This window comes from Viridibacillus sp. NPDC096237, assembly GCF_050278625.1.
Classification (GTDB): domain Bacteria; phylum Bacillota; class Bacilli; order Bacillales_A; family Planococcaceae; genus Viridibacillus.
On sequence record NZ_JBNNTI010000019.1, the window covers coordinates 36,050 to 52,926 of the forward strand.

General features: G+C 35.0%; 19 protein-coding genes. 1 reads left to right on the top strand and 18 read right to left on the bottom strand.

Features of this window, described 5'->3' with window-relative positions; genetic code table 11:
• Positions 1–51: 51 nt before the first annotated feature.
• The 8 genes from ACQKMD_RS12025 to ACQKMD_RS12060 all read right to left on the bottom strand — a co-directional run bounded on the left by ACQKMD_RS12025 (position 52) and on the right by ACQKMD_RS12060 (position 8,109).
• Entirely contained in the window at positions 52–615 is a 564-nt protein-coding gene (locus tag ACQKMD_RS12025) for a superoxide dismutase family protein (RefSeq protein ID WP_427752350.1), read from the bottom strand.
• Between the two features lie 156 nt (positions 616–771).
• A complete protein-coding gene (locus ACQKMD_RS12030) occupies positions 772–1,530 on the bottom strand; it encodes a LysM peptidoglycan-binding domain-containing protein (protein WP_427752351.1) in 759 nt (252 codons plus the stop codon).
• Positions 1,531–2,108: 578 nt separating this feature from the next.
• Entirely contained in the window at positions 2,109–2,480 is a 372-nt protein-coding gene (locus tag ACQKMD_RS12035; RefSeq protein WP_427752352.1) for a helix-turn-helix domain-containing protein, read from the bottom strand.
• A 147-nt stretch (positions 2,481–2,627) separates the two neighbouring features.
• Positions 2,628–3,107, bottom strand: a complete 480-nt coding sequence (locus ACQKMD_RS12040; RefSeq protein ID WP_427752353.1) for a PaaI family thioesterase — start codon at positions 3,105–3,107, stop codon at positions 2,628–2,630.
• 339 nt (positions 3,108–3,446) lie between these two features.
• Entirely contained in the window at positions 3,447–4,904 is a 1,458-nt protein-coding gene (locus ACQKMD_RS12045; RefSeq protein WP_427752355.1) for a carbon starvation CstA family protein, read from the bottom strand.
• Between the two features lie 162 nt (positions 4,905–5,066).
• A complete protein-coding gene (locus ACQKMD_RS12050) occupies positions 5,067–5,795 on the bottom strand; it encodes a LytR/AlgR family response regulator transcription factor (RefSeq protein WP_427752356.1) in 729 nt (242 codons plus the stop codon).
• Positions 5,782–7,533: a LytS/YhcK type 5TM receptor domain-containing protein gene (locus tag ACQKMD_RS12055; RefSeq protein WP_427752357.1), complete on the bottom strand. Its 1,752-nt coding sequence runs from the start codon at positions 7,531–7,533 to the stop codon at positions 5,782–5,784. The genes ACQKMD_RS12050 and ACQKMD_RS12055 overlap by 14 nt, the downstream gene beginning before the upstream one ends.
• A gap of 138 nt (positions 7,534–7,671) precedes the next feature.
• The gene (locus tag ACQKMD_RS12060) at positions 7,672–8,109 is read right to left on the bottom strand and encodes a hypothetical protein (protein WP_427752358.1); all 438 of its coding nucleotides are present in this window, start codon (positions 8,107–8,109) and stop codon (positions 7,672–7,674) included.
• A gap of 320 nt (positions 8,110–8,429) precedes the next feature.
• Between ACQKMD_RS12060 and ACQKMD_RS12065 the strand changes: the two genes are divergently transcribed.
• Positions 8,430–9,059, top strand: coding sequence for a YfbR-like 5'-deoxynucleotidase (locus ACQKMD_RS12065; RefSeq protein ID WP_427752386.1), 630 nt, complete (start codon positions 8,430–8,432; stop codon positions 9,057–9,059).
• 98 nt (positions 9,060–9,157) lie between these two features.
• Here ACQKMD_RS12065 and ACQKMD_RS12070 read toward each other — a convergent pair whose 3' ends face one another.
• From ACQKMD_RS12070 to ACQKMD_RS12115, 10 genes are all read right to left on the bottom strand, one after another.
• Positions 9,158–9,658 (bottom strand): flavin reductase family protein, encoded by a 501-nt coding sequence (locus ACQKMD_RS12070; RefSeq protein WP_427752359.1) that lies wholly within the window; start codon positions 9,656–9,658, stop codon positions 9,158–9,160.
• 112 nt (positions 9,659–9,770) lie between these two features.
• Positions 9,771–10,370: a nitroreductase family protein gene (locus ACQKMD_RS12075; RefSeq protein ID WP_427752361.1), complete on the bottom strand. Its 600-nt coding sequence runs from the start codon at positions 10,368–10,370 to the stop codon at positions 9,771–9,773.
• Positions 10,371–10,386: 16 nt separating this feature from the next.
• A complete protein-coding gene (locus tag ACQKMD_RS12080) occupies positions 10,387–10,902 on the bottom strand; it encodes a GNAT family N-acetyltransferase (protein ID WP_427752362.1) in 516 nt (171 codons plus the stop codon).
• Between the two features lie 24 nt (positions 10,903–10,926).
• Positions 10,927–11,634, bottom strand: coding sequence for an amino acid ABC transporter permease (locus tag ACQKMD_RS12085; RefSeq protein WP_427752363.1), 708 nt, complete (start codon positions 11,632–11,634; stop codon positions 10,927–10,929).
• 17 nt (positions 11,635–11,651) lie between these two features.
• Positions 11,652–12,356, bottom strand: a complete 705-nt coding sequence (locus tag ACQKMD_RS12090; RefSeq protein ID WP_427752364.1) for an amino acid ABC transporter permease — start codon at positions 12,354–12,356, stop codon at positions 11,652–11,654.
• Positions 12,357–12,382: 26 nt separating this feature from the next.
• The gene (locus ACQKMD_RS12095; protein WP_427752365.1) at positions 12,383–13,192 is read right to left on the bottom strand and encodes a transporter substrate-binding domain-containing protein; all 810 of its coding nucleotides are present in this window, start codon (positions 13,190–13,192) and stop codon (positions 12,383–12,385) included.
• A 32-nt stretch (positions 13,193–13,224) separates the two neighbouring features.
• A complete protein-coding gene (locus ACQKMD_RS12100; protein WP_427752367.1) occupies positions 13,225–13,512 on the bottom strand; it encodes a glutaredoxin family protein in 288 nt (95 codons plus the stop codon).
• 43 nt (positions 13,513–13,555) lie between these two features.
• Positions 13,556–14,572: an LLM class flavin-dependent oxidoreductase gene (locus tag ACQKMD_RS12105; protein WP_427752368.1), complete on the bottom strand. Its 1,017-nt coding sequence runs from the start codon at positions 14,570–14,572 to the stop codon at positions 13,556–13,558.
• A 24-nt stretch (positions 14,573–14,596) separates the two neighbouring features.
• Entirely contained in the window at positions 14,597–15,349 is a 753-nt protein-coding gene (locus tag ACQKMD_RS12110; protein WP_427752369.1) for an amino acid ABC transporter ATP-binding protein, read from the bottom strand.
• Between the two features lie 79 nt (positions 15,350–15,428).
• Positions 15,429–16,757: an LLM class flavin-dependent oxidoreductase gene (locus ACQKMD_RS12115; protein WP_427752370.1), complete on the bottom strand. Its 1,329-nt coding sequence runs from the start codon at positions 16,755–16,757 to the stop codon at positions 15,429–15,431.
• Positions 16,758–16,877 lie beyond the last annotated feature (120 nt).

The following is a 16,877-nucleotide window of genomic DNA, read 5'->3' on the forward strand; positions in this document are numbered from 1 at the left end:
GCAAAAAATGCTGAATTCGTGGCTTAAATTCTTTTTTTTTTCACAAATCGACTATTTTTTGATAACTCCACATGCAATTCGCTTACCAGAATTCCCTGATGGATCTGTTTTATAGTCGTCCGATGTTTCATGTATAACAAAAGCACTACCATCTCCATCTAGAATGGAACGACTATCTCCCTTTTTCAAAGTAAAAGCCTTAGTCGAAAATTCCAAATCAACTGTACCATCTTTATCTATTTGTAAATTTGGCAAATCACCTAAATGGTATCCTTTTGGATTAAGATAACCATGTTGCTTATGTGTTGGGTTAAAGTGCATACCTGCCGACTCAAATGTAGGTGGCTCACATTTTCCGACTGCATGAATATGAATCGCCTTCTCACCAGGTTCTAACCCTTGTAATGCAAGTCCGATGTTAACACCTTCTTCTGTTTCAGTTAAAACTGCTTCACCAATAGATTTTCCTTCACTATTAATAAACATTGCATGTGCCGATTCAGCTGGAATTGCAGTTACTGGCTGTGAAGCTTCTTTATTTGCAGAGCAAGCACCAAGCAATAATGTCATACTTGTCAGACTTAATAACATCCATTGCGATTTTTTTCCACTCATTGAACACCACTCCTTTTATATAAGCATGGGTAATTTGTCGAAAATTATGTATGATGATTGCCAAATCCCTCGCTTTTTTTAAAAAATGAATAAAAAAACACCCCTCACGACGAACTACTTTCGACATGAGAGGTACATTTTATATTACTCTGCAGTTTAGTCTAAAACTTTGATTGTGACATTACGTACGCCCCATTGATAAACTTTATTATTATCTGGGATAAATACATCAATACGGTTTCCTTTAATAGCACCACCCGTATCAGAAGCTATTGCCTCTCCGTAACCTTCTACCCAAACTCTTGATCCTAAAGGGATAACAGAAGGATCAACTGCAATAACTTTCGCTCCCGGATTTGCACGTAAATCATACCCAGTAGCTGTCACACCAGAACACCCTGTACAATAGGCCGTATATGCAGTCGCACGTACAGTCATCGTTTTACCCCCTTGTTGAGGCGTTGATGTTTGTGCAGATGTTGATTTTGTTTGCTTTGTTTGTGCAGGTGCTTGTGTAACTCTTGTTATGTCTGAAGTTGCCGTAGCAGATAAAGCGAGTTTATCTCCTGCAAAGATTAAATCGCTTGATAAATCATTCCATTTCATCAAATCCGCTATAGTAACCTCCTTTTCTTCGGCGATTTTTGTAAGTGTATCACCTTTTTTAATAGTATATGTGTCATCTGATTTTTCATCAGATTTAGATTCTAAATCTAGTTGTTGTTCTGGGAAGATTAAAGAAGAATCTAGCAGGTTAGATGCTTGTAAATCTCCAACTGTAACGTTGTTGTCCTGTGCAATAGACCAAAGTGTATCCCCTTTTTCTACAGTATAGCTAACAGGTGCAGCATGTGCTGTCAATGTTGCAGATCCTAATATCAAACCTGCTGCTAGTGCAATCAATTGTTTTCTCATCGTTAAAAACGACCTCCTTTTCACTAACACGGATAACTCTAACATCCCCACATTTCATGAATATTTCTAAAAGATGTAGGGGGGGTATCAATCCTGTTACAATAGTTGGCAATTTTCTGTCATTTTATACATTTTTCTATTAAAAAAATTTATGAAGTATTCAAGAGGCTTGCCATGACTGCTAGGATGAACATTGGAGTATAATTTCAAATATTTAATTCTAAAAAATATTCTGCTAAAAAAAGTAAAGAAATTGTCTGAGATTTTTTTAATTTTCGTGAAAAATGAGGGAGTTTTGATTAAATAGAGGGTAAAAATAGAGAGAAAAGGACTCAAATATTACAAAAAACATGTTTATTTTTAGATTAAGTACATAATAACGGGATGTTATTCACTTTTTTCCAGAAAAAATTATTTAAAACTAATTATTTATTTTAAAATAAATAATTAGTTTTAAAGTACATCCATTCCATTTCTTCGTAAAAAAACCTTCCATTAAGATTCATGGAAGGTGATAAGTAAATTCAATATAATCTTGGGCTGGTTATCGTGCTTTATCCCAAACATTTAATAAATAATTATGAAGTAACCTCTTTTTGCATTGCCTTTAATTCAGCCAAAGTATAAAGTTCTAATAAGTCCTGTTTATTAAGTTCTGGCAATAGCAAATGGATATCTCGTAGTAATACTTTACGTTTTTTAAATTTGTCTTTGTCTTCTTTTTGTTCAACTGACTCTTCCATTACATTTAAAAGTAATTCATCAGCCGATACTTGTAGTACTCCACTCAATTTTACAATCCAGCTTGCAGATGGAACACTTTCTCCCATCTCCCAACTTTTAATACGGCTTGCAGATGTGCCAATTTTCCTACCTAATGACAACATCGAATAATCATTTAACTCTCGTAGTTCCTTCAATTTCATTCCAAAAGCTTGCGCATCAAACATTTTTTTCACTCCTTTAAATGTGTTTCCTTTTGTGAATTTTGAGTTACTTTTATTATATAGTTTTCGGATTTGTACTATTGAAATTTAGTGTTGAAAACTAGCTTTGATGACTAATATTAGTGGGAAATATAAATTGAAATTAAATAATTATTTAACAAAACTAGCTGGCATATAAGCCGCTACTACTTCTCCATTTACTACATGCTCATCCCCAGCATATAATTTCACATGAATTTTGAATTTCTTTGGGTGAATTTCTTCTACCTTACCAACAGCTTTTAACTGTACCCCTTGTGGCGTCGGTTTCAAGTAATCCACATGTAATGACGCGGTAACAAATCTGGGTGGTTCCACACTATCACCTGGCTCATACCCATTTTTTCGATGCAGTGCCAAAGCTGCTGATCCAGTACCATGACAGTCAATTAGTGAAGCTAAAAATCCGCCATATACGAATCCGGGTATAGCAGTGAATTTATCACCCGATTCATAATAAGTAACGGTTTCCTCACCTTCCCAAACTGTGCGAATATGATGACCGTCAGTATTCAATCTTCCACAACCATAGCACCAAGCAAATTCATCTGGATATTCATCCTGAATAGCTATTTTTTCTACCTTATTCATACACATTCATCCCCTTTATTGCAAAATAATCCTACTCCTATACAATTCGACAACTGCATTCTTAAACCTTTTCTTTTTAACAACTTTTCTGCTTTAAAGAGAAAATTTTTATGTTTATTAGAATAATAATTATTTTACAAAGTGAATGCGATTTAGTTCAAAAGCAAAAAACCACTTCATCTAGTTGATGAAATGGCTTTTTCAACCTATTTTATTATTCAATAATGATTATGAAGGCGGTTAATTTGAATAACCAAGGCGTGTTTTCTTTTCCTTTTGAGTTGACTCTTCTCTCTTCTTCATCGACTAACTAACGATAATTAGGACTGCAACATCCCATTAAATATAGTCTTTATTATTACCTGATACATCTTCATCTAGTAATACCGAATTTTCATTTCTCTGTTTAACTGCAGCAACAAAGAAGATGGCGATAATTGCCAAAGTGATAACTGTTGAGCCTATATATGCCACGTTCATCGGTAAATTAAAACCAATCGTAGCATTTAAAATGTATGTCGTTGTTGTCATTGTCATAAATACTCCTGGTATAAGAGAAATCCAGTAGTTTTTCTTTGCTAAGAATAGATACATTGTCGCAACCCATAGTGCAATTACTGCTGTAGATTGGTTAGCCCATGAGAAGTAGCGCCAAAGAATATTAAAGTCTATTTTTGTTAAAGCAAATGAAATAACAAATAAAGGTAACGCAATCCAAATTCGACTCATGAATTTAACTTGTGATAATTTAAAATAATCCGCGATAATCATACGCGCACTTCGGAAAGCAGTATCTCCCGAAGTAATTGGTAAGATGATTACTCCTAAGATAGCTAATGTACCACCAAATGCGCCAAGCATCATAATAGAAGCATCACTAACGATCTTCGCTGGACCACCAGCTGCTAGTAATTCATTTAAACCTTCATAGCTACCAAATAAACTCATCCCTGCAGCAGCCCAAATCATAGCGATAACACCTTCAGCTATCATCATGCCATAGAAAATTTTACGACCTTCTCCTTCATTTTTCGTTGTACGAGAAATGATGGGTGATTGAGTTGCATGAAAACCAGAAAGTGCTCCGCATGAAATCGTTAGGAACAATAAAGGGTAAATTGGTAAATTATCAGGGTGGAAATTTTGTAATGATAACTCAGGAATTGGAGCATCTGTTACAACTAGTCCTACCCCAACCCCAAGTGCACTGATTAAAAGTAATGCCCCAAAGATTGGATAAAAGCGACCAATAATCTTATCAATCGGTAATAACGTTGCTAAAATATAATAGACGAAAATAACACCAACGATAATACCCATCGCTGCCCAACCATCCATTAAGTTATAAAGTAATGTTGCGGGTGAAGTTACAAAGACCGTACCTACTAATAATAGAAGTAAAATAGCAAAAGCATTTACAACGTGCTTCATGAATTTCCCTAAAAATTTACCTGCAAGCTCCGGTAAATGTGCACCTCGGTTACGAATTGAAATCATACCCGTTAAATAATCATGTACAGCTCCTGCGAAAATACAGCCAATTACAATCCATATAAATGCAACAGGACCATATAAGGCACCCATAATTGGGCCAAATATTGGACCCACTCCAGCAATATTCAACAGCTGGATCAATGAGTTTTTACTAGTCGACATCGGTATGTAGTCTACACCATCTGCATTTGTATAGGCCGGCGTTGGACGTTCCTCCTTAGAGCCAAATACCTTTTCAACAAACTTGCCATAAGTAAAATATCCGAAAATCAATAAGACTATACCAAACAAAAATGTAACCATAGCCTTCCCCCCTTAAATAATAATTTTTGAATACGTTTACATAATTATAATAAAAGAGGATCGTTTATGAACATTCTGTGACTAACATGTCGATATGTATGATTTACATGCAATTATAACGGTCTAAAATGCGGTTATTTTTTTATGAAACTGTGCATAACATTAAATCTCTAAACTTTTGCGTAACCCTTTTACATAATTACGACTTACCGGTAATAATGATTCCTGCCCTTCTATTTCCAATTGGTATGCCCCATTAAACCAGGGGCTTAACCCTTTAATATATTTCAAATTCACTAAAAAACCTTTATGAATACGAAAAAAAGAGTAGGAGTGCAATCGAAACTCCAAATCTTTAAGCGCTGCCTTTGTCTCATACTCACCTAGCTGAGTCATAATTTTCGTTATTTTATCTTCACGTGAAAAATAATATATAATTTCTAAATTCAAATAGACTATTTCTCCCTCTACTTCAACAGCTAATTTACCCGAATTTTTCTTCTGCTCACCAACTGGTTGGAACTGCAATTTATTTTTAACACGTTCAACTGCTTGCTTCATTTCTTCTTCATCATATGGCTTCAATAAATAATCGACCGCTTCATATCGAAAGGCCTCAGCTGCAAATTGTGGATAAGCTGTTGAGAAGATAATAAGGGGCACCTTTTTTAATGCACGTAATGATTTCGCTACCTCCATCCCATTCATTGACGGCATTTCAACATCTAAAAGCACGACATCTGGTTGGAGCTGAATAGCTTGCATGATCGCCTCTTCTCCCGTTTTAGCTTCACCTACTATTAATATAGAAGAAAATCCGGATAAAAGATGCTTCAATTCCTCTCGATTATATAGCTCATCATCGACAATTAATGCCCTAATGGACTCCACTAACAATCATCTCCCTTTGTGGCACTGAAAATGTAATAGCCGTACCTTGTCCTTCTATACTCTTTACTTGTATTGATGCCTCTTCACCAAAATGCATCGTCAATCTGCGGTTCACGTTATATAATGCAATGCCACTTCCAATTTTAGAAGTAATTTCTTCTTTTCCAATTCGTTTAGCTAGCTCTGGGGCCATTCCTCGGCCGTTATCCTCAATCGTTACTACAACTAGGTCATCTACTACCATAATTCGAACATAGATTTCGCAGTCTTCACTCATATTTTGAATGCCGTGTTTCACTGCATTTTCAACAATTGGTTGTAGGGTAAGTGGAGGTATGCCCATAGCTAACGCTTTTTCATCAATGTCATAAATCACAACTAATTTATGTACAAAACGCGTTTCTTCAATTTCTAAATAAGCTTTTACATGTTTTATTTCTTGGGCAAGTGGAGTAATTTCCATAGTAGTAGCTGCTAAATTTTGTCTTAAAAAATGTGATAAGGATACTAAAAGTTTTCTAGCCTTATCAGGATCTAATCGTATTAATGAAACTATAGTATTCATAGAATTAAACAGAAAATGTGGACTAATTTGAGCCTGCAATGCTTTAATTTCAAGCTCTTTCGCAAATTGATAAGACTGCTCTGCAGCGGCAATTTCAAGCTGATTACTAAGCAATGAACCAAGCCCTGAAATAAGCTCGATTACTACAGGTGTAATATCCTTCCGCGACTGAAAATAAAATTTCATCGTCCCAATTGTTTCACCACGTTGAGTTAAAGGGGCTACAATTGCATCATGCAACTGGCAATCTTCTCTAAGACAATGGATCATCTCACTACTTGCAACAGTCAGTTTCCCCTCTACAATTACTTGCCGTGTTATTCGTGTCATAATGGGGCTATGTGGTATATGATGATCATCACCCATTCCAACGTGAGCTAATATTGTTGATTGATTTGTTATCGCAACTGCGCTAGTCTGTAATTCCTTATGTAAAATCTCACATACAGCTTGTGCTGTTTTCTGATTCATTCCTTCACGTAAATAGAACAGTGTCTGGTCTGCAATTCGAAGTGTCTTCTGCGCTTGTACTGCTCCAACTTTTTCCTCTTCATTTACAACATTTTTTAGTATTAACAAAAATACTGTACAACCTAGTCCGTTTGCCATAATCATTGGCAAGCCAATCAGCTCAACAAGATCCCAAGCTTTTTCATACGGCTTTGATAAAAGCAAAATATTGAGCATTTGAAAACCTTCGCTTATAGCTCCTATAAAAAATACTGTAGGTAGCTTAATTTCCTTATTCTTTTTATGAAAAACACCTGCAATAGCACCAGCTAAAATCGAGGCAGAGCCACAAGGAATTGCTGTAAACCCACCCAAGGTTAAGCGATGTATTCCCGCTATCAAACCTGCTCCAATACCAACTTTATATCCGCCTAGTAAACCAGCAATAACTACACCAATAACCCGTGAATTTGCTATCGCTTCATCCGCAGTAAGTCCTGAGGCCCAACGATTAAACTGTTGTGTTTCAATACTAAAAGTCATGCCTGAATAAGTACCTATGATTCCAAAAAAACCAAAAAACAATATGGCCATCCATTGCTGACGCTTACTAAGTTGTTCCTGTCCCATTAGGCCACGTAAAAATTTCAAGCGCGTCAATATAAATGCAATCATGACGATGATTCCTAGTCTCTCTAACATTGTTATAAACAATTCGAACATTCAATTTCTCCTTTGTTTGAACGATAATGTTATCTTCAATTCTAACGGATAAACCTTTCTCAAGCATTAAAATTTCTAATAATTAAAAAAAGCTATCTATTCATCATATTTGATGAATAGATAGCTTTCGTATTTCTATTACCATAGTGTTGGCTTTGCAACCATAAACCACAACATAATAAGTAACAGTAAAATATAAATCCAAACAGACTTCACTAGTTTATTGATAAATAGCTGCTGATTGAATTCGGGTGTGTTAAATGTACGAATTGTCGGCTTGAATGCGCTCGCCAAAAAGAAGATTGAGCTAATCATCACCGCAAATGTCATAACAATCCATGATGTCATCAAATTCCAACCACCAAGCCACATGGCAAGAAACCCAGAAGTGACAAGTACATGTCCGGCATGCTTCACAATACGAATGGCCATCGAAAATGTCGCCACATAGGCCTCCAATGCATGATGATTTTGTGTATTACGCATCTTTTTCAACATCAGCAGCAACACAAAAAACGGTCCAATAGACAAAATGGCACTAATTACATGTATAAAAACGATTATTGAATAAGTCATTTGATTAAGTCCTTTAAACGGTATTTTTTTATCTTCCTTCAATATTCACGATAATTGAAAAGGTATTAGAGTACAATGTCCGAATTATGAACAAAAGATTTTAGTCCCTTAAATCTTCAATAATAGATTAAAAAAACAGCCTTTCTTCTATTTAATAATATACACTTGCAGTATTATTAAACTAATGTAAATTACTTATTAAGATATCGTAAATTGTACTATTTCGTTCTATTTCTGTAGTATGATACATATGTAGTGGTGAAAACAATGCATAAAAGGTTGCATCTCAGCATATACTTAATATAGAGGAGAGGATTTCTATAGGTATTCATAAATTTTTTACAAGCTTAAACGACTTAGAGCGAATTATTCGCTGTCCTGGACGCTTCAAATTCGAGGAACATAATGTAGCAGCACACTCTTGGAAAGTATCTCAATACGCCATGTTCTTCGGCACCTTAGAGGAAATGAACGGCGCAACAATCGATTGGAAATCGTTATACGAAAAAACGATTAACCATGATTTTGCAGAAGTCTTCATTGGTGATATCAAAACACCAGTCAAACATGCATCACCCGAGCTCAAACAAATGTTAGCTCATGTCGAAGAAAAAATGATGGAAAAATTCATCGTCTCAGAAATTCCAGAAGAGTTCCAAGCCATATTCTTTGACCGTATGAAGGAAGGAAAAGACGCCACAACAGAAGGTCGTCTACTCGAATTCGCAGATAAACTCGATCAATTCTACGAAGCATTTGCAGAACTAAAAAGAGGTAATACTGATTTAGAGTTTGTCTATATGTATCAAACTGCGTTAGAAAAACTATTGCTTATCCCACTACAAACGAGCGTAGCATACTTCAAAGAAATTATGTTAGCAGATGTGATCGCAGAAGAAACGCAAATTGATATCTACGATTTAACCCATGAAATTATCAATAAAGCCTAAGCCTTGAAATAAAAAGGCGAAGAGCTTTTTTATTTTACCCTATTTCATATAAAAAAACTGTAAATCCCAAGACACTTTAGGAATTCACAGTTTGCCCTTTACTTTGCTTCTATTTTATAGAACTCTTCTGGAATTGCCCCTACATTACGTCGGTGATAGAGCAATGGCTCCTTCTCTGTATTTTCAATATTGATGACGTGCCCGATTATAACAGTATGATCACCTGCATCAACTTGCTGGACCGTTTCACACTCCAGCACTGATAATGTATCATCCAAAATAGGTAATCTTTGTACAGACTCTTGCCATATACATTGACTAAAACGATTTTCAACTTTACTAGAAAATAGGTTGCACAGTTCTTGTTGATCACTTGCTAAAATATTTACAGCAAATTTTTTCGTTTTCATAAATTCATTATATGATTTTGATTTTTTATCGATTGACCATAAAATAAGTAAAGGATCTAGAGAAACAGATGCAAATGAATTCACCGTTAATCCCATAGGCTCATGATTCTCATTGAAAGTTGTCACGACTGTAACTCCTGTAGGATAGTTACCTAAAGCTTTACGAAATGCTTGCTGGTGCTCTGACATTTTATCCACTCCAATTTTTCAATTCCTTTTTATAATGATGTCTTTATTATATGTTTATTTTAGACGAATGGGTTCGGTCAAGAGTATGACGAGAAATTTCTTAAAACAAAAGTTATTTTATGATAACAATGCGTTGGTCGAGCGGTTTTATTTCTTTTTCCTTCGGTGCTACAATTGGCTTTCCAAATGGTAATTGGGCAATCAATTTCCATCCATGTTGGATTCCCCATTGCTGCCTAATATCATATGAAAACGCCGGAATATAGTGTTGTAAGCTAGCACCAAACCCTTCATACTCTAAAGATGTCCATATTAAGTATTGTAATATACCTGAAGCTTGATGCGACCATTCAGTAAATTGTTCATGAAATGTTGGGAACTTCTCCTGCATCGATGTTACTACCTCATAATCCTCAAAAAACAGCACTGTGCCATATCCACTTGCAAATGCTTTAAATTTCCCCTCTATTTTTCCTATTTGTTCTTTATTTATTTCAGATTTTAACGATTCAAATGCAACTTGCCAGAAATCTTTATTACTATTTCCTAATAAAACAATAACTCGACCTGTTTGGGAATTAAAAGCCGTTGGAGTGTTTGCTACAGCTAATTGGACAATCTTCTCAATACGTTCGTCTGTAATCACAAACTCATCTGTAATGCCATATATGGATCGTCTTTCTTCTACTGCTGTGTAGAAATCTCGTGTCACTTTAAGTACCTCCTTCCTACTCTGTTATATCGAATCTGTAACATTTCACTAATGTATTAAATTTATAAAACTCTTTTGATTGATCTCTTTGAAATCCAAGCCATTCGTACAATCTAATTGCATCTGACATTTTATCTGTCGTATGCAAGTAAAGAGAATTAGCACCTTTTTGTTTAGCATACGCTATACTTACTCTTAATAATTCCTTTGCCACACCTTTCCCTCTAGCGGAAGGATGTACTGCTAGCAAACGTACAATAGGTGTATGGATTTCTAATTCTGGCAGTCCATAGGCTTCTTTAGATGAAGAAAAAATTTGTAATGTTCCTAGAACATTATCGTTACTTTTCGCAACTAATATACGATCAAGATTAGGATTGTCTAATGAGGATCTAATCTCCCCAATATACGTATTCCATACTTCCTCATTTTCATAACTATCTTTATATTGTTTATAGCTTTCCACTAAAACTTCACGTGTTGCATCTTTTTCATGTTCTAACAATGCATCTATAGTGATAATACTCCCCATTTTTCATTGCCCCCTTCTAGATATCTATATTGCACTATTGGTATAGGCTTTTGCCTTTTTCTCTACTACGTAAGATACGGCTTCAATAATTGCCGTAATAATCCAATATAAAAAACCAGCAGCTATGAAGGCTTCTAAAAACTTCAGATTTTTGGAGGCAATTATATTAGCAGTTCCTGTAATCTCTTTTTGAGATACAAGAAAAGCAATGGATGTGGTATGTAAAAAGCCGATTACTAAGTTTGTAAAATTAGGAATAGACTGAGCTAATGCTTGTGGTAATATTATTCTTTTCACTACTTGAAACGTATTCATTCCTATTGCATAGGCTGCTTCTATTTGCCCCTGTGATACACTAGATATTCCTGAACGAATAATCTCAGATAAATAAGATCCAGCTGTTAACGACAAAGCAATTATGACAAACAAGGCAATAGGTATAGAATTTGATCGTATAGGCAAATGTAAATATTCAATAATGATATCTAGTAATAGCGGTACACCAAAATAAATTAACATAATATGCATAATTGCAGGGGTACCTCTAAAAAAAGAAACATAGCCATTAGCTATTCGACTTAAATACTTCAAATCATATGCCCTAATCATCGCAACAGATATACCGATAAGAAACCCAATAATAACAGGTATGAATGTAAGTATAAGAGTTAACGGGACGGCTTTTAAAAGTTCCTTGAATGCAATCCAAATAAAAAGAAAGTCAATTGTCATACTACTCTACCCCCTTCTTAAATAGTAGCCGTTTCATTTGGTTGATTACGATTTAAATACTTCTCGGAAATTTTAAATACTTTTTCTAAAACTACTACAACAATGTAATACACAATAGCTAAGGAAATGTATACTTCTAAAGCATGCGCAGTAGAAGCGATTAACGTCTCGCCCCTCCCCATCATATCCATTACACCAATTGTAAAAGCTAGAGAAGTATCCTTTAAAGAACCTATTATTGAATTTGAAATATTAGGAAATGCGATTCTAATTGCTTGTGGAAATATAATTCTAAAGAAATTTTGAAAACGAGTCATACCTATTGAATAAGCTGCCTCCGTTTGACCATAATCGATAGCTGAGATAGCACTGCGAAATATCTCTGCAAAAATGGCTCCATTGCTTAATGAATAAGTAATAATAACGAAGTAGAGTGCATCCATTCTTGTAATATCTATATTCCAGAACATTAATATTGCTGGTACCCCATAGTAGACAAGGAATAACTGAATGAGTATAGGTGTACCTCTAATAAATGAAATATATAAAGTGATCATTTGTTTTAAAACAGGGATATGGAATAATCTTGGTATAACAGCAACTATACCAATTAAAGTTCCAAGTATTGTAGAATAAACTAAAATTTCCAGAGTAATTCCCAAGTATTTTATTAACGTTGGGATAAATTCAATAATTAATACCGGATCAAATACTTTCCCCATCCACTCTCTTCCTTCCAAAATATCATTTAAAATTCAACTGAATAATCTGCCCCTAGCCATTTTTTGCTCAATTTGCTTACAACACCCTCTTTTTTCAACTCTTGAAGAGCCTCATCAACTCTATCTGATAGTGTTGTTTCGTCCTTATTGAGCAAGAAAAAAACTTTAGAATTAAGTAATGTATCCCCAACTACTTTTTGTTGCGCATCTGCTTGTTCATTGTAAAATTTAGTTGCAAATGGAGTAGAAATAATAGCATCAATACGTCTTGTTTTAAGTTGATTGATAATATCGGTTGTATTAGTTCCGTAATTAATTTTTGCTCCTAAATTATGCTTTTTATTGTATTCTTCTATAAATACAGATGAATTACTTGTTGGTGTAACACTAATATTTTTTCCTGCTAAGTCATCAATCGATTTAATATCATTATTATCTTGATGAATAGTCACTTTTAATGGAAAAACATTATATGGTTCTTTGTTAAATAGGAATTTTTCTTCTCTTTCTTTATTCACTTCCATTTGATGCGCGATAAGGTCGATTTTTTTTGTTTCTAAACTTAATAATAAATTTGAAAATTCCATCGTCTTAAATTCAAATTCATATTCCGGTAACTTTTCATCTATCGCTTTTACGATTTCGATATCGTACCCCGTTAGCTCACCTTTTTCATTAATAAAACAGATATTTGGAAACTGAGTACCCGTACCAACAATGATTTTTTGAACCTTTTTTGAACTTCCTTTTTGATTATCCACTGACTCTGCTTTTGATGAGCAGGCACTCAATAAAGCTATTACAGATATCAGTCCCCATAACCATACTTTCCTCATAATTTATACCTCCCTAACAATTCTTTTTATTACTATTGGTTTACTTGGTTTTTATTCGCAACTAAAAACTCATCTAGTGCTAGTTGTAAATGTTCTATTCCAATTTCCGTTACTCCGCGATACACATTATCTTGACCTACTTCCACAACAGGTACATGACGTACACCGTATTTTGCATCTAAAATATCTCGTAAATGATCGTTATTTGTAATATCTACTATTTTATAAGTTAATTCTTGTTTAGCTAAATATCTTTTTACATCATGACAATAGCTACAGCCTTCCTTTGACCAAACGATAATTGATACATTTTGCGACATGTTTTAAACCTCCAAAATAAACTATTTCTTTATTTATACTCTATTAAATTGAGACTACTTTACGTACAATTGTTGCCAAAGATTTGGGACTTAATAATTCAAAGGATTTTAAACGCTCTTCACTTTTAGGTACAGGTGTATGTAAAATAAATTCATCTATACTGTATAGTTCATGCAGTTGATCCAACGTACATTTCACTTCAGTAGCTGTGCCAGCAATTATATTCGCTGCATACTCCTTTACTACATATTCCTCACCTGACTCTTGCCCAAATTTTTCTGCTGCCTCGTGCGAAGTTAAAGTCAAAATGCGTCCACTAGCTAGATGTACTTTAATGATTTTTTGGTGTTCAGCTAAATTTCTTGCTTCTTGTGAAGTTGGTGCCGCAATTGTTGCTACAGCAACAATGAATTTTCCATTCGTACTATTTTCACGATAGAATTTTGCCGCCTCAGCAATAATGGTGTCATCACTATTAATAAAGCGTGCAAAAACAAATGTAATCCCTAACTCTGCAGCCAATTTCGCACTATTTATACTAGCACCTAATAAATATAATTCCTGTTTTTCAGGCGGAATTGGAGTTGCTTGAATTCCTGCTAATGGGTGTGTTGCGGGAACCTTATTATCCAATATTTGCTGTAAGAATATTAAACGTTCATCAAAATCTTCTCCATTATTGACAGTGCCATATTGTAAGGCTTTCGTTGATAAAGGTAACCCGCCTGGTGCCTTACCTATTCCTAAATCTACACGTCCAGGTTCTAGAGTAGACAATACTTGAAAATTTTCTGCTACTTTAAATGGACTATAATGTTGAAGCATCACACCACCAGAGCCAATTCGAATTTTTTTTGTTTTAGCTAATAAGTAGGATACCAACACTTCTGGGGATGAGCCTGCAACATCTACTGAATTATGATGTTCTGATACCCAAAATCGCTCATACCCCCACTCCTCAGCCAGTTGTGCTAATTTCACCGTCTGTTGCAAAACGTCATAATTAGATACTCCTTCAATGACTGGACTTTGATCTAGAATTCCAATTTTATAACTCATTGTTTTAGCCCTCCCATTTTCCACCTATATCGAATAATCCAATTCCGGTGTCATTCTTTTCAAGAACTGTCTTGTACGTTCTTCCTTCTGCTCAACAAATATATTCTTTGGTGCTCCCTCTTCTACCACAACACCATTATCCATAAAAATAATTTTGTCAGATATTTCCTTAGCAAAGTTCATTTCATGTGTCACAATAATCATTGTTTTTCCTTCTTTTGCAATCTTAGCTATTACATCTAATACCTCGCCTACTAGCTCCGGGTCTAAAGCCGATGTAGGCTCATCAAATAGAATAACATCCGGGTTCAATGCGAGTGCCCTAGCAATTCCGACACGTTGCTGTTGACCTCCAGATAATTGACTAGGATAAGAATCTATTTTACTTTTTAGTCCTACTTTTTGTAGAACCTCTAATGCAATTTCTTTCGCTTCTTTAACGTTTCTTTTTTGAACAACTATTAAGCCTTCCATCACATTTTGCAATGCAGTTTTATGTTGGAATAAGTTATAGCTTTGAAAAACCATTGCAGATTTTTTTCGCAGATTATTTATTTCTTTTTTATTTACCTTACTTGTATTAATAGAAATATCGTCGATTGTAATAGTGCCTCCATCTGGACTTTCTAAATAATTTAGACATCTTAAAAGTGTTGTCTTACCAGATCCACTTGGTCCTAAAACCGAAATAATCTCACCCTTTTCTACTTTGATATTAATTCCTTTTAGCACTTCATTATGTCCAAAATTTTTGCGTAACTCTTTTATCTCAATCATCTAATACCTCCTCTCAAGACTTTTCTCTCAACAATCATTATTATTCACATTGAATAACTAGGTATTTAACTTAAAAATTTTATACAGTTTGCTTAGTATAGCGGCTTTTTTTGAATGGCAATCCTAAATTCCCTCTCAAAGTAGCAGCCTCATAATCCTCACGATATATGCCACGCTGTTGTAAAATCGGTACCACCTTATCTACAAAATCATCCAATGCTTCTGGGAATGTGGCTGCAATAATAAAGCCATCTGCCCCGCGCTCCTCAAACCATAACTGTACTAAGTCCGCAATTTTATCAGGTGTACCGATAAATTGTGTACGAGGAGTTGCTTCACGTAAAGCTATTTGACGCAATGTTAATCCCTGCTCTTTAGCTTCTCTTTTAATACGTTCTGTATGACTACGGAAGCTATTTGCACCTATATCTCCTAGCTCAGGGAATACTTCATCTAGTGGATATTGTGAAAAATCGTGATGGTCAAAGTAGCGTCCTAAGTAAGCAAGTGCCCGTTCAATTGATACTAAATTTGCTAATTCTTCATATTTCCTTTCTGCTTCCTCTTCCGTATCACCGATAATTGGAGAAATACCTGGCAAAATAACAACTTCTTCTGGATTACGTCCAAAAGCTATTACTTGCTCTTTTACGTCCTGATAAAATTTTTGTGCTTCCTGCAATGTTTTAGACATTGTGAAAATAGCGTCGGCATCTTTAGCTGCTAAGCGTTTTCCTGCTTCTGAAGAGCCTGCTTGGAAAATGACTGGCTGCCCTTGCTTTGTACGCCCTATATTCAGTGGTCCTTGTACAGAGAAAAATTCCCCTTGATGATTAAGTTGGTGTAACTTAGATGGGTCAAAAAATTGATCATTCTCTTTATCCCCAACAAATGCATCATCATCCCAAGAATCCCAAAGGCCTGTTGCGACTTCTAAATATTCCTCAGCAATTCGATAACGTTTTGTATGGTCAGGATGCTCAGCAACAGTCTTATTATAATTTAATGCTGTATTTTCTAATGGAGTTGTTACAACGTTCCAACCTGCACGACCATTGCTTATATGATCAAGTGATGCAAATTGACGCGCAATTGTAAACGGTTCGCTATAAGAAGTAGAGACTGTACCAACGAGACCTATTTTTGAAGTAACTGTAGCTAGCGCTGACAAAATAGTTATAGGTTCAAAACGATTCAAGAAATGCGGAATTGATTTTTCATTAATGTATAGACCATCTGCTATAAATACTAAATCGAACTTTCCTTTCTCCGCCTTTTGTGCCTGTTGCGTATAAAAATCCAAATTTACACTTGAATTTGTTAACACTTTTGGATGACGCCAGCCTGAAATATTACCACCAACACCATGAATAATTGCACCAAATTTGATTTGTCGTTTTTCAGCCATACTAATACCTCCCATTTTCAATTCCGCATAATTTTAATCACTAGTTAAATGATATGAATTATACGTTTTCTAATTGTGGATAATACTAACATTTTTCTTATAGTGCTGACAAGGGTATAG